The organism is Streptomyces sp. TBY4, assembly GCF_024213195.1.
Classification (GTDB): Bacteria; Actinomycetota; Actinomycetes; order Streptomycetales; family Streptomycetaceae; genus Streptomyces.
In genome coordinates this window covers 428361-442085 of sequence record NZ_JANAVF010000001.1, presented here as the reverse complement: position 1 = coordinate 442085, position 13725 = coordinate 428361, and the positions used below count along the sequence as shown (strand labels likewise).

Here is a 13725-nt window from a genome sequence, read left to right as displayed (position 1 = left end):
ACTTGTCAAAATTGTCTGCCGGATCGAGCTGAAAGTTTTCCATTGACTCTTGCAAGTCTGACGACGGCCTGGCTACAGTCCTGGCCAGTCGGCTTCCGCAACGGTGCGAGCAGGGGTGGGTCAGGTATGGAACTGGGACGTCGGAGAGTGCTGCGGGCGGGTGGCGCGATCGCCGCGGGGGCCGGGTTCGCCGGTCTGACCGCCTGTTCCGGAACGGGCGCCGAAGGCGCCGGCGGGCAGGGCGGGTCCGCGGGGGAGAAGGGCAAGGGCCGGATCACGGTCTGGTCCTGGCAGGGTCCCGCCGCCGAAATGAAGGCCCTCGTACCGGAGTTCAACCAGAAGTTCCCCGGGATCGAGGTGACGGTCGAGGACATCGGCAATCCGGCGATCTGGGACAAGATCACCACCGGACTCGCGGCCGGCGGCCAGGGACTCGCCGACGTCCTGCACATCGGCGTCGACTACCTCCCCGGCTACGTGGAGAAGTTCCCCGGCGGTCTCGCCGACCTCGGCCCGCTCGGCGCGAACGCCCACCGGGACGCGTTCGCCCAGGGCATGTGGCAGACCGTGTCCCCCGACGGCAAGCGCGTCAACGCCCTTCCCTGGGAGGCGAATTCGGCGGGCTTCTACTACCGGTCCGACCTCTTCGAGAAGGCCGGGGTCGATGCAGGTGCCCTCCAGACCTGGGAGGAGACCATCGAGGCCGGCAAGGAGATCAAGGCGAAGACCGGCGCCCACCTGCTGGGCCTCGACAAGCCCGCCTCCCAGGCGGACGCCGCCAACTTCTTCCAGATGCTGCTCCAGCTCCAGGGCGCCTTCTACTTCGACCTCGCCGGGAACATCACGCTCGACTCCCCGGAGGCCGTGAAGGCCATGACCCTCATCAAGACGATGAACGACGCCGGCCTGGTCAGCGACCTCGCCGGCGGCTGGAACGCCCTGATGAGCTCGCTGAAGCAGGGGACCAACGCCGTCCTGCCCCTGCCCACCTGGTTCGGCGGCATCATCGAGGAGCAGGTCCCCCAGGAAGCGGGCCGGTGGAAGGTCAGGCTCCCCCCGGCCGTGCGCCGGGGCGGCTCCACCGCCGCCACGGTCAACTCCACCCACCTCGCGGTGGCGGGCAGCAGCAAGCAGCAGGCCGCCGCCTGGTCCTTCATCGAGTTCGTCCTCACCCGCCCCGCCTCCCAGGTGAAGATCTACCGGGGCAAGGGCATCGCCCCCGCCCTGATGAAGGCCTACGAGGACGCGGTCTTCCACGAGCCGTCCGCCTTCTTCAGCGGCCAGAAGAAGGGCGAGGTCTTCCTGGAGGCGCTCAAGGCCCCCTCCTCCGCCTTCAATTACACCGCCGACTACGCCCGCGCCCTCAAGCTGGTCACCGACGCCCAGTCCAAGGTGCTGCTGAGCGGCGCCGACCCGGCGAAGGTCCTCAAGGAAGCAGCCGACCAGCTCGGCAGGCAGACCGGACGCAAGGTCTCCCGGTGACCGCCACGCTCACCCGCCCTGGGGCCCGGGCCGTCCCCGCGCCCGGGGCGGTCCGGCGGCCCCGGGCGCGCCGGCGCGCGGCCCCGTACCTCTTCGTCCTGCCCGCGCTGCTGCTCTTCGCCGCCTTCAAGCTCTACCCCATCGGCCGGTCCTTCGTGATCAGCCTCCACAAGTCGGTCGGCGGGACCGAGCGCTTCGTCGGCGCCGACAACTACACGCGGCTGCTCGACGATCCGCTGTTCTGGACCGCCCTGAAGAACACCGCGGTGATCCTCGCCGTCCAGGTGCCGGTCATGCTGGCCCTCGCCACCGGACTCGCCGTGGCCCTCGACTCCACCGCGCTGCGCGGCCGCGCCGTCTTCCGGCTCGGCTTCTTCCTGCCGATGATCACCGGCCTGGTCGCCTACGGGATCGTCTTCTCCGTCCTGCTGAACAAGGACTACGGCCTGGTCAACTGGCTGACCGGGCTCGTCGGCCTGGACCCGGTGCCGTGGCTGACCGACCCCCTGTGGGCGAAGATCTCCCTCGGCCTGGCGCTGACCTGGCACTACACCGGCTACAACGCCGTGATCCTGCTCGCCCGCCTGCAGACCGTACCCGCCGAGCTCTACGACGCCGCGGCCGTGGACGGGGCCGGCACCTGGCACTCCTTCCGCCACGTCACCCTGCCGGGCCTGCGCCCCGCGCTCCTGCTCACCACGGTGCTGTCCACCATCGGCACCCTGCAGCTCTTCGACGAGCCGTACGTGCTCACCGGCGGCGGCCCGGACAACGCCACCCTGACCATCGGCGTGTACGTCTACCAGAACGCCTTCAAGTACTTCGACTTCGGCTACGCCTCCGCCATTGCCTACGCCCTGGCCGTCCTCATCGGCCTCCTCGGCGTGATCCAGTTCCGCTTCCTGGGGGAGAAGTCATGACCGCCGCCCGCCACCGCGGCAGGAGCATCCTGCTCACCTCCGGACTCGCCATCGCACTGGCCGCCGTCCTGCTCCCCTTCTACTGGCTCGTGGTCGCCGCCACGCACAGCTCCGCGGAGATCTTCGCCAGCCCGCCGCCGCTGCTGCCCGGCGGCCACCTGGCGCAGAACCTCCACACCCTCCAGGACACCGCGCGGTTCGGCCGGGTGGTCCTCAACTCCCTGCTCATCGCGGTGATCTACACCCTGTGCGCGGGCGCCGTCTGCACGCTGGCCGGCTACGGTTTCGCCAAGTACCGCTTCCGTGGCCGCGAAGCGCTGTTCGGACTGCTCATGCTCGGGCTCGTGGTGCCGGCCCAGGTCACCCTCGTTCCGCTGTTCCAGCTGATGGCCGAACTGCGCTGGCTGGGCACGTACCAGGCCGTGATCATGCCCAACCTGGCCCTGCCCTTCGGCATCTTCCTGATGCGCCAGTCGATGGCCGCGCTCCCCGACGAACTCCTCGACTCGGGCCGCATGGACGGCTGCGGCGAACTGCGGCTGTTCTGGCGGGTGGTGCTCCCGCCCATGAAACCGGCCCTGGCCGCCCTGGCCATCTTCCTCTTCCTGTACCAGTGGAACGACTTCATCTGGCCGCTGATCGTCCTGCGCGACAGCGCCACCTTCACCGTCCCCGTGGCCCTCGCCTCCCTCCAGGGCCTCGACGAGACGGACTACGGAGCGATCCTCGCCGGAACCGCGGCCGCCGCGCTCCCGATGGCCCTCGTATTCCTCGCGCTCCAGCGCCAGTTCGTGTCCGGCCTGCTCGCCGGCGCCGTGAAGGAGTGACCGTGACCGCGCACACCACCACCGCCCCCGCGCACACCGCCGAGTCCCCGACGGCCATCGAGCCCGTCACCACCGCGGGACTGGCGCACGCCCCCGCCGAGCCGCTCCTCGACGGGGTGTCGCTCGCCGTCCTCGCCCACGAGCCCGGCGTCCGACCGGCCTGGACCCTGACCGAACTCCCCGGCGGACTGCGGATGCTGGAGGTGCGGGCCGACGGAGCCCCCATCGAGATCCGCTTCTCCGTGTCCCTGGGCGACACCGCCGGATACTGGCACCCGCAGGGCGGCTGGCGGCGCACCCTGCTCGCCGACTGGGAAGGCCGCTCCCGGGTCTCGCTGGTCGACGGACACGCCGCCGGCTGCCTCTACGACCACGGCGGCGCCACCCTGCTCACCTTCGCCGCCACCGACCCGGTACCCGAGGCCGTCCTGCGCTTCGGGGTGTCCGAGGAGAACGACACCCACGTCGTCCACCTCCGGCTGCCCGCCGCCCGGCAGGTCCACCGGATCCTCCTCGTCCCCCGCTCACCCTCGGTGGCACGCGCCCTGCGCACCCTGCGCTCCTGGTTCCACACCGAGCTCGCCCCCGCGCCGGTGCCCGACGGGGCCCGCACCCCCGTCTACTCCACCTGGTACGCCTTCAACCAGGACGTCAGCGCCGCCGCCGTCGAAACCCAGGCCGAACTGGCCGCCGGACTCGGCTGCGGAGCCCTGATCCTCGACGACGGCTGGCAGGAGCAGGGCCACGGACGCGGCTACGCCGGCTGCGGGGACTGGGAGCCGGACCGGGCCAAGTTCCCCGACTTCGCCGGGCACGTGGCCCGGGTCCGGGCCCACGGGCTCGGCTACCTCGCCTGGGTCGCCCCGCTGCTGCTCGGCGCCGACGCCACCTGCCACGACCGCTGGGCCGGCTGCGCGCCCGCCCCCGCCACCGTGCCCGGCGCGCACGTGCTCGACCCCCGGCGCCCCGAGGTGCGCGCGCACGTCGTCGGGCTCTGCGTCCGGCTGGTCCGCGCGTACGGGCTCGACGGACTCAAGCTCGACTTCCTCGAGCAGGCCATGGTGTACGCGGGCGACGGTGCGGGAGACGTCGGAGTGGCCATGGTGGCCCTGCTGACGGAGCTGCGCGCGGCCCTGGAAGCCGTACGCCCCGGCGTGCTGCTGGAATTGCGCCAGCCCTACACCGGCCCCGGCATGGCCCCCTTCGGCAACATGCTGCGCTCCTTCGACTGCCCGGCGGACGCCACCGCGAACCGGGTCCGCACCCTCGACACCTCACTGCTCGCCGTCGGCGGGGCCGTCCACTCCGACATGCTCCTGTGGTCGCCGGACGCGCCGGTGGAGGCGGTGGCCCGGCAGCTGATCGGGGCCGTGCACGCGGTGCCGCAGATCTCCGTACGACTGGACGTGCTGCCGGCGGCGCACCGGGAGGCGGTCGGGTTCTGGCTGGGGTGGTGGCGGCTGAACCGGGAGCTGCTGCTGGACGGGGAGGTGGAACCGGGGCGGCCCGACGAGCTGTACCCCCTGGTGCGGGCGAGCGCCGGGGACCACTGCCTGGTGAGCGTGCACGGGGACCGGGTCGTCCCGCTGGACTTCACCGCGTACGGCCGCTTCGACCTGGTCAACGGCTCGGACCGGGACCGGGTGATGGTCGAGGTGCTGGGCGGCGGCGGCCGGGTCCGGGGAGTGGTCCACGGTCCGGACGGCCGTATCATGGACGGTCCGCCGCCGTACCTGCCGGAGGGAGCACGCTCGCTGGCGGTGCCGCGCGGCGGTCTGGTATCGCTCACGATCACGGAAGGACCGCGATGAAGGTCGGGATCACCGAGGTCGCCGCTCGCGCCCAGGTCAGCGAGGCGACCGTCAGCCGGGTGATCAACCGACGCCAGGGCGTGTCGAAGAAGACCCGGGACGCGGTCGAACAGGCCATGGCGGACGTCGGCTACGAACGGCAGACCCAGGGACAACTGGTCGCGGTCATCACCGAGTTCGTGTCCAACCCGTTCTTCGCCGATGTCGCCGAGCGCATCGAGTCGGCGCTCGCCCCGCACGGGCTCAAGACCATCCTGTGCCCGGCCTTCCCCGGCGGGGTCCAGGAGCGGGACTTCATCTCCGCGCTCGTCGACAAGGGCGTCGCGGCCGTGGTCTTCCTCTCCGCCTCCAACACCGTCGAGGGCGCAGACACCGAGACCTACGAACTCCTGCGCCAGCGCCGGGTCCCCTACGTCGGGATCAACGGCGAGTTCGCCGACGGGGTGCCCACCCCGGTCTTCTCCACCGATGACGCGCTCGCCGCGGAGCTGGCCGTCGACCACCTCCACCGGCTGGGCCACCGCAGGATCGGGATGGCCTCCGGCCCGGCCGGCAACCAGCCCGCCGACCGCCGGGTGCGGGGCTTCCTGGACGCCATGGCCAAGCGGGGCATCGAGGAGCCGGAGCGCTGGGTGATCCGGCAGTCCTACACGGTGGAGGGCGGCCAGGCCGCCGTCGGCCCGCTCCTCGCCCTCGGCGCCACCGCGATCGTGGCCGCCAGCGACTACATGGCCCTCGGGGCGATCCGGGGCATCCGCCGCCAGGGGCGCGCGGTGCCGGGGGACGTCTCGGTCGTGGGCTACGACGGCTCCTCCATCACCGAGTTCACCGACCCGCCCCTGACCACGGTGCGGCAGCCCGCCGACCGGCTGGCCCTGGAGGTCGGGCGCAGCGTCCTGGCGCTGGTCAGCAACCGGGACGTGCCCAACGGTGAGCTGCTGTTCGACCCGGAGCTGGTCATCCGGGCGACCACCGGGCCGGCGCCCGCGGAGCCGGGGGCCTGACCGGGGGCTTGCCCGGTCGGAGTGCCCGTACGTGCGTGCGCCCGGAGTCAGGGCCGCTCCTCGCCCGCGACGAGCAGTTCGCCCACCTCCTCCGCGAGGGCGGTGCGGGCGGCGGCGGGCAGGCCGGAGTCGGTGACGAACCAGTCGGCCTGGTCGAGGGCGGCGAAGCCGCTGAGGCCCACCACCCCCCACTTGCTGTGGTCCGCCACGACGGCGACCCGGCGCGCCGAGGCGACCAGGGCGCGGTTGGTCTGCGCCTCCATGAGGTTGGGCGTGGTCAGGCCGGCCCCCTGCGCCACCCCGTGCGCGCCGAGGAAGAGCAGGTCCACGTGGAGGGAGCCGATCGCCAGGTCGGCGAGCGGTCCGACCAGTGCGGCCGAGGGGGTGGGGGAGCCGCCGGTCAGCAGCAGGGTGGGGGCGCCGGCTTCGCGGGCCCGGCCTTCGGCCCACACCAGCTCCGCCACGGGGAGGGAGTTGGTGACGATGGTGAGCCGCGGGATCCCGAGGAGCCGGGCGGCGACGGCGTGCGCGGTGGTGCCGCCCGAGACCGCGACCACGCTGCCCGGTTCCACCAGGGTCGCGGCGGTGTCCGCGATGGCGGCCTTGGCGGCGCCCTCCAGATCGGACTTGGCCTCGAACCCGGGCTCGTGCCCGCTGGCCCCGGCCGGGGCGACGGCCCCGCCGTGGACCTTCTCCACGAGGCCGCGCCGGGCGAGTGCGTCCAGGTCCCGGCGGACGGTCATGTCCGAGACCCCGAGCTGCCCGACCAGGTCCGCCACCCGTACCGCGCCTTCGCGCCGGACCGCGTCGAGGATGAGCGCGCGTCTCTGGTGGGCCAGTTGGGCAGCCTGCTCGGCCACGGGTCGCTCCCGGGAATCGGCGGATCCGGTCAGAAGCCAGCAAGATAACACGGCAATGTTGTTGGAGTCTGGGGGAAACCTCGGCATGGGCTGGTGGAAAATGTTGGAGAGTGTTTATTCTCGCTACGTGAAGAAGACCCTCGCGAAACTCGCGGACGGCCGCGAACTGATCTACTTCGACACCGACGAAGGTGCCGTGCGCGACGCGCCCGACCGGCGCCCCCTGGACCCGGTGGACAGCCGGCCGGAACTGCGGCGGGACCAGGCCACCGGCGACTGGATCACCATCGCCTCCCACCGCCAGAACCGGACCTACCACCCGCCCCCCGGCGAATGCCCCCTCTGCCCCTCCCGGGACGGCCGGCTCAGCGAGATCCCCGCCGCCGACTACGAGGTGGCCGTCTTCGAGAACCGCTTCCCCTCCCTCGCGGGCGAGGCCGGACGCTGCGAAGTCGTCTGCTTCACCCCCGACCACGACGCCGGGTTCGCCGACCTCACCCCGGCCGCCGCCCGGCTGGTCCTGGACGCGTGGACCGACCGCACCGCGGAGCTCTCCGCCCTCCCCGGCGTGGAGCAGGTGTACTGCTTCGAGAACCGGGGAGCCGAGATCGGGGTGACCCTCGCCCACCCGCACGGCCAGATCTACGCCTTCCCCTTCGTCACTCCGCGCACCGCCAAGATGACGGCCGCCGCGGCCGCGCACCGCGCCGCCACCGGCCGCAACCTCTTCGAGGACCTCCTGGCCGGGGCCCGCGCCGCCACCGAGCGGGTGGTGACGGCCGGGGAGCACTGGACGGCCTTCGTGCCCTACGCGGCCCGCTGGCCGTACGAGGTCCACCTCTACCCGCACCGCCGGGTCCGAGACCTGACCCGCCTCACCGAAGCCGAGCGCGCCGAGTTCCCCGGCATCTACCTCGACCTGCTCCGCCGCTTCGACCGGCTGTTCCCCGTACCGGGGGCGGAGGCGGCCGCCCCCACCCCGTACATCGCCGCATGGCACCAGGCCCCCCGCACCGACGGCGGGGAACTGGCCCTGCACCTGGAGCTGTTCACCATCCGAAGGACCCCCGACAAGCTCAAGTTCCTTGCCGGGACCGAGTCCGGGACGGAAGCCTTCATGAACGACGTGGCCCCCGAGACGGCCGCGCGACGACTGCGGGAGGCCCTGGCGTGAACCGGACCGAGCAGGCCGCGGCCACCTTCGCGAAGCTCTACGACGGACCCCCCGACGGGATCTGGGCGGCGCCCGGCCGGGTCAACCTGATCGGTGAACACACCGACTACAACGACGGGTTCGCCCTCCCCATCGCCCTCCCGCAGACCACCCTGCTCGCCGCCCGCGCCCGTACGGACGGCCGGCTGCGCCTGCACAGCGCGCAGGGCGACGGCCGCATCACCGAACTGGCCGTGTCCGCCCTGGCCCCCGGGGCCGTGCCGGGCTGGGCCGCGTACCCGGCCGGAGTGGTCTGGGCCCTCGCCGAGGCCGGCCACCCGGTCGGCGGCGCGGACCTCCACTTCGACAGCACGGTGCCCACCGGCGCGGGCCTCTCCTCCTCCGCCGCGCTGGAGTGCGCGGTGGCCGTCGCCTACGACGAGCTGTACGGACTGGGGCTGCCCGGGCCCGAACTGGCCCGGACCGCGCAGCGGGCGGAGAACGCCTTCGCCGGAGTCCCCTGCGGGATCATGGACCAGATGGCCTCCGTGTGCTGCACCACCGGGGCCGCCCTCCACCTCGACGCCCGCAGCCCGGAGCAGCACCGGCAGGTCCCCTTCGACCTCCCGGGGCAGGGACTCGGACTGCTCGTCATCGACACCCGGGTCTCCCACGACCTGGGCGACGGGGCGTACGCGGCCCTGCGCGCGGGCTGTGAACGGGCGGCCGGCCTGCTCGGCCTGCGCGCCCTGCGGGACCTGCCCGCCGAGGACCTCGCGCCGGCCCTGGAAGGCCTCCCGGGGGAACTCGTACCGCTGGTCCGGCACGTGGTGACCGAGAACGGCCGGGTCGCCGAGGCCGTCGCCCGGCTCCGGGCCGGGGACGCGGCCGCCCTCGGCCCGATCCTCACCGCCGGTCACGCGTCGCTCCGCGACGACTACCGGGTCTCCTGCCCGGAGACCGACCTCGCCGTGACCGCCGCGCTGGACGCCGGGGCCCTCGGCGCCCGGATGACGGGAGGCGGCTTCGGCGGATCCGTCATCGCGCTGGTGGAGGCGGGGCGGGAGGACGCGGTCGGTGCCCGGGTCACGGCGGCCTTCGGCGCGGCCGGTTACCGGCTCCCGCGACTCCTCACCGTCACCCCCGCCGAGGGCGCGCACCGCCTGCCGACGGAGAACCGGTAGCCCCGCACCCGCCCACTCGCCTGCCCGCCCACCCATCCACCCGCGGACACCCTGGACCCCTTCATGCCCACTGCACACGTTCTGGTCGTCGGCATAGACGGCGTACGGCTCGACCTGCTGGCCGAGCTGGACACCCCGTACCTCGACGAGATCGCCGACGCGGGCTTCCTGGCCCCCGCCGAGATCGACGAAGCCACCCCGACGATGTCCGGGCCCTGCTGGGCCACCATCGCCACCGGGGTCACCGTGGCCAAGCACGGGGTCTGGGGCAACCGCCTCGACGGCAACCGGCTCGATGTCTTCCCGGACTTCACCACTCGCCTGGCACTCGAATGCGGCCGGCGGACCTTCGCAGCCGGCGGCTGGGCCCCCCTCTTCCTCGCCCAGCAGGGCGGCCCGCTCTTCACCGCTCCCAGCAGGCTCAGCTTCATCGCTCCCCGCGCGGACACGCCGGAGGGCTGGGAGGAGGCCGACGAGGCCGTGACGGCCGAGGCGGCGCGCGTCCTGAGCTCCGGAGAAGACCTCGACGCCTCCTTCGTCTACCTCGGCGCCGTGGACGAGACCGCCCACTTCCTCGGCTGCGGCCCGGAGTACCGCCGGGCGATCGAGACGGCGGACCAGCGCCTGGGCCGGTTGCTCAAGGGGGTCCGCGACCGTCCGGGCCACCCGGGGGAGGAGTGGACGGTCATCGTGGTGACCGACCACGGCCACCGCGACGAAGGGGGCCACGGGGGGCGCAGTGAGCTGGAGCGCACCGCGTGGGTGGCGGCGAGCGGCCCCGGCCTGACCCCGGGCGGGGCCCCGCCGGTGGTGAGGCACACCGATGTCGCCGCCCATGTGTACGCCGCGCTGGGCATTGGCCTGGATGCCCACTGGACCCTGGACGGCGCCCCCTTCACGGCATGACGCGGCTCGGTCCGTCAAGGCGAGCGGCCCCGCCCGGAAGCTCCGGCCGGGGCCACACGTCACACCGCCCTGCTACCAGAGGACGGGGAGCCGCTCCGGCAGGCGCTTCATGAAGCGGGTGCGCCAGACGAGCTGCTCGACCGGCACGGCGAGCTGGAGGCGGGGCATCTTCTCCAGGAGCACCTCGATGGCGATCTCGGTGTGCCGCTTGCCGAGGGCGGTGGCGGGGCAGTAGTGCGGCCCGCCGCCGAAGGAGAGGTGGGTGGCCGCGTTCTCCCGGTCGATGTCGACGACGTGGGGGTCGCTGAACACGGCAGGGTCGGTGTTGGCGGCCTCGACCAGGACGAGCAGCAGCTCCCCCTTCTTCACCTCGACGTCCCCGAGGGTGAGGTCCTCGAGGGCGAGCCGGGGCAGGCCGTCACCGATCGAGAGGTTGACCCGCAGGAGCTCGTCCACGGCGCCGGGGATCTTCTCCGGCGACTTCCGCAGCTGCTCCCACACGTCCGGGTTCTGGAGGAGGGAGAAGACGGCCATCGTCAGGAAGCCCATGGTGGAGATGACCCCGGCGCCGAAGAGCGTGACCCCGACCGTCGCGAGCATCTCGTCGGTGAGGTGGGCGTACTGGGGGTCCGGGCGCAGGGCCGCCAGCTCGGCGACGAGCCCGGTGGTGGCGGGGTCGTCGAGGCGCTCGACCATGTAGGCGATGTCCCGGTCCCAGTTGAGCTTGGCACCGGTGACGGGGCAGGCCGAGTTCATGAACGCGATGTCGAGGCTGGACGCCAGGCGCGGGGCGTCGGCCTGCGGAATACCGAGGATGCGGCAGTGCAGGTTCTCGGCGTACGGGTTGGTGAACTGGCCGCGCAGGTCCACGGGCGCCCCGTGGACGAGGAGGTCGTCGACCAGGGTGGAGGCTTCCCGGCGCATCCAGTCGGTGAGGCCGTCGGTCTTGGGGTTGATCGCCTTGAGGACGGCCTTGCGCAGCCCGGCGCCGGTGATGTTGCCCATGTTGTTGACGACCTCGGGCGGGATCGTCAGCGCGTACTGGCGGGGGACTCCGGGGGCGGAGGTGTCCTTCAGGCTGAATCTGGGATCTTCGAGGACCTGCTTGCACAGCTCGTAGGAGGAGACGAGCCAGGCCTCGTCGCCGGCGATCGTGCGGACCCGCTTGACCGGCTCGTCGCGCAGCGCCTCCACCTCGTGGGGGAGCTGGTCGCCGCGTGCGGAGAACGGGAAGTCGAGGAGGGTGTCAGTGGACATCGGGTGCTCCTTCGGCGGGGGTGATGACGGCGTGTCCCTGGTTGCGCGAGGCGCGCAGGCCGGAGCCGCGCGAGTAGAGCAGTTCCGCCATCGGCAGGAGCTGGTGGTAGCAGTTGAGGGAGGACGGCACCCCGAGGATGGCGGGGGTGTCCAGGAAGAGCGGCGCTTCGGCGCAGACGTACTCCAGGCAGACGTCGCGCTGCCGGGTGGTGGCGGCCTTGCCGCCCAGCACCTTGGAGGAGAGGAACGCGTCGACCAGGGAATTGCAGGTGCTGCGGAATTCCGGGTCGGTGTCGAGCAGGCTGTACAGGTGGGTGTGGAGCGCGCGGTACGCGGGGATGTCGGTCAGGGCCGACATGGGCCGGGAGCGTAAGCGGGTGCCGGTGGGGTCGGCTTCGGCCGCTGCATTGTTGACCTTGGCGCGGACGCCCCGCAGGTTCTTGACCGCCTTGCGCCGGGCTTCGTCGGCGTCGTAGCCGAGGGCCTCGTACATGTCGGCCACGTGCAGGTCGGTGTAGATCAGGTCGACCTGCGCGAAGTTGCGCATGCCCCAGTGGGCGAGGTCGATGACGCGCTGCGCGGAGAAGTAGCTGTTACCGGGAGAGATGCCGATCACGGCGTGATCGCCTTCGGCGTGGATCACCTGGCAGTGCGGGGTGTACGGCCGGACTGTGAAGACTTCGGTCAGTGTCGTCAACAGGTGTCGGGTCCTTCGCGCCGCAAGTCCCATGGGGCCCTGTGCCCCGGGTGTGGCGGCGACGTGACGGAAAGGTACCGGAACCGTGTGCACCGGCCTATGCCTTCCGGCCGGTAACTCACCAGCTGGACACCACAGTTGCCCCGGGCTACGAGCAGGAGGCGGGCGTCACCTCCAGGATCTGGAGTGCTGGGGCTGCGCCGCCCCTGGGTAAGCAGACCTGGCAGTCAGAAGTTGAAGACCCGCTTGGACGTCGACGGCAGGTCATCCTGTGTGCCCTCGTACATCCCAAGACCGTCGCAGCCAGGGCACTCCTGTAGGGATCCGATGTTCGCGTCCTCGCCGTCCGGGATGAACACTTCCTTCGTCCCTCCGCAGTCGTCGCACTCGAACCAGATCTCTTCGTACTCGTCAGACTCCAAGTCGAGCATCACGCAGTCGTGGCAGACCTCGGCTCGGTACTTGCCGTCATAGATGTTCTTCCCGTACTCGGGGTCGAAGATCTCCCGTGCCTGTGCCTCGTCGAACGCCTCGCCACATCTGGTGCAGTTCTTCATGCGCGGCATGCTATCGGCTGGTGTGCGCGGCCGGGCGCGGGTCGGGCGGGCGACAGGTCAGCCGTACAGTCCGCCGGCTCAGATGCCGTAGGCGACTCGCGTCAGTGATTCGGACATCGTCCAGAGCCGGTGTTGGACGGCGGTGTCGTGGGACTGCCCCGCGGAGGTCACGACCACGGGCGTGCCCATGGTCTGCTGGAAGCCGTCGGGTCCGTAGAACTGGCCGCCGTGCGCGGTGGGGTCGGTTGCGGCTCGCAGCATGGGGAGGGCCCCCCGTGCGGGCGGCTGGGCGAGCAGCGGGCCGAACGCCTTGGCAACTCTGGGCAGTGGACCGGGGAGATGGCGCATGATCGCTGTCTGGGCGCTGCCGGGGTGGGCGGCGATCGCGAGGGTGTCCGTGTTCCTTTCGGCCAGCCTTCGCTGGAGTTCGTAGGTGAACATGAGGTTGGCCAGTTTGGACTGCCCGTATGCGGCGAACCGGTTGTAGCGGCGGTGCTTCCACTGCAGGTCGTTGAGGTTGATCCGGGTGAACCGGTGGGCGAGGCTGGTGACGGTGACCACGCGTGAGCCGGGGACGGCCAGGAGGGGCTCGAGGAGGAGTCCCGTCAGGGCGAAGTGGCCCAGGTGGTTGATGCCGAACTGGGTTTCGAAACCGTCGCGGGTGATGCCGTGGGGCGTGCACATCACTCCGCCGTTGTTGACGAGGAGATCGATGCGCGGGTGCCGTGCCCGGATCCCCTCGGCGGCGGTGCGGACGGAGTCGAGCGAGGCGAGGTCGCACTCCTGGACGGTCACGTCGGCGTTGACGGTGGAACGGGCGATTCTGCCGGCGGCGGCCCGGCCCCGGTCGAGATCGCGTACGGCCAGCACGACCGTGGCGCCGCGTCGGGCCAGGGCCTTGGCGGTCTCGAAGCCGAGACCGCTGCTGGCGCCGGTGACGACGGCCACTCGGCCGTGCTGGTCGGGGATGTGCTGGATGGTCCACGTGTGCTGCATGGGTTCGGCTCCGTTGGTTGTGCGGGGACTGCCGTCACGACAGGTCGGCCGACGGCCGCGTCGGCGGTGCG

General features: G+C 71.9%; 13 protein-coding genes. 8 read left to right on the top strand and 5 right to left on the bottom strand.

The genetic code is table 11. The features are described 5' to 3' along the window. Nucleotides 1-126 precede the first annotated feature (126 nt). The 5 genes from NLX94_RS02095 to NLX94_RS02075 are packed head-to-tail and all read left to right on the top strand — an operon-like array spanning nt 127 to nt 6044. Nucleotides 127-1482, top strand: a complete 1356-nt coding sequence (locus NLX94_RS02095) for a sugar ABC transporter substrate-binding protein (protein ID WP_254380797.1) — start codon at nt 127-129, stop codon at nt 1480-1482. After that, nucleotides 1479-2402, top strand: coding sequence for a carbohydrate ABC transporter permease (locus tag NLX94_RS02090; RefSeq protein ID WP_254380796.1), 924 nt, complete (start codon nt 1479-1481; stop codon nt 2400-2402). The genes NLX94_RS02095 and NLX94_RS02090 overlap by 4 nt, the downstream gene beginning before the upstream one ends. After that, nucleotides 2399-3229 carry a carbohydrate ABC transporter permease gene (locus NLX94_RS02085; protein ID WP_254380795.1) on the top strand — a complete coding sequence of 277 codons (831 nt, stop codon included), beginning with the start codon at nt 2399-2401 and terminating at the stop codon, nt 3227-3229. The genes NLX94_RS02090 and NLX94_RS02085 overlap by 4 nt, the downstream gene beginning before the upstream one ends. Before the next feature lie 2 nt (nt 3230-3231). Then, the gene (locus tag NLX94_RS02080) at nt 3232-5040 is read left to right on the top strand and encodes a glycoside hydrolase family 36 protein (RefSeq protein WP_254380794.1); all 1809 of its coding nucleotides are present in this window, start codon (nt 3232-3234) and stop codon (nt 5038-5040) included. Next, nucleotides 5037-6044 carry a LacI family DNA-binding transcriptional regulator gene (locus NLX94_RS02075; protein ID WP_254380793.1) on the top strand — a complete coding sequence of 336 codons (1008 nt, stop codon included), beginning with the start codon at nt 5037-5039 and terminating at the stop codon, nt 6042-6044. The genes NLX94_RS02080 and NLX94_RS02075 overlap by 4 nt, the downstream gene beginning before the upstream one ends. 47 nt (nt 6045-6091) lie before the next feature. Here the strand turns inward: NLX94_RS02075 and NLX94_RS02070 are convergent, their stop codons facing one another. Next, a complete protein-coding gene (locus NLX94_RS02070; protein WP_254380792.1) occupies nt 6092-6904 on the bottom strand; it encodes a DeoR/GlpR family DNA-binding transcription regulator in 813 nt (270 codons plus the stop codon). A gap of 127 nt (nt 6905-7031) precedes the next feature. On the opposite strand from NLX94_RS02070, the gene galT reads away from it, so the two are divergent. From galT to NLX94_RS02055, 3 genes are all read left to right on the top strand, one after another. Beyond that, entirely contained in the window at nt 7032-8078 is a 1047-nt protein-coding gene (galT, locus tag NLX94_RS02065) for a galactose-1-phosphate uridylyltransferase (protein WP_254380791.1), read from the top strand. After that, nucleotides 8075-9241, top strand: coding sequence for a galactokinase (galK, locus tag NLX94_RS02060; RefSeq protein ID WP_254380790.1), 1167 nt, complete (start codon nt 8075-8077; stop codon nt 9239-9241). Before galT ends, galK begins: the two co-directional genes overlap by 4 nt. Nucleotides 9242-9304: 63 nt before the next feature. Next, entirely contained in the window at nt 9305-10147 is an 843-nt protein-coding gene (locus NLX94_RS02055) for an alkaline phosphatase family protein (RefSeq protein ID WP_308402355.1), read from the top strand. A 72-nt stretch (nt 10148-10219) separates the two neighbouring features. Here NLX94_RS02055 and NLX94_RS02050 read toward each other — a convergent pair whose 3' ends face one another. The 4 genes from NLX94_RS02050 to NLX94_RS02035 form a co-directional block, all read right to left on the bottom strand. Further along, nucleotides 10220-11404, bottom strand: coding sequence for a cytochrome P450 (locus tag NLX94_RS02050; protein ID WP_254380789.1), 1185 nt, complete (start codon nt 11402-11404; stop codon nt 10220-10222). Continuing rightward, nucleotides 11394-12101, bottom strand: a complete 708-nt coding sequence (locus tag NLX94_RS02045) for a tRNA-dependent cyclodipeptide synthase (protein WP_254380788.1) — start codon at nt 12099-12101, stop codon at nt 11394-11396. The genes NLX94_RS02050 and NLX94_RS02045 overlap by 11 nt, the downstream gene beginning before the upstream one ends. Before the next feature lie 227 nt (nt 12102-12328). Continuing rightward, nucleotides 12329-12658 (bottom strand): hypothetical protein, encoded by a 330-nt coding sequence (locus NLX94_RS02040; protein WP_254380787.1) that lies wholly within the window; start codon nt 12656-12658, stop codon nt 12329-12331. A gap of 78 nt (nt 12659-12736) precedes the next feature. Next, nucleotides 12737-13654: an oxidoreductase gene (locus tag NLX94_RS02035; protein ID WP_254380786.1), complete on the bottom strand. Its 918-nt coding sequence runs from the start codon at nt 13652-13654 to the stop codon at nt 12737-12739. Between the last annotated feature and the right edge of the window lie 71 nt (nt 13655-13725).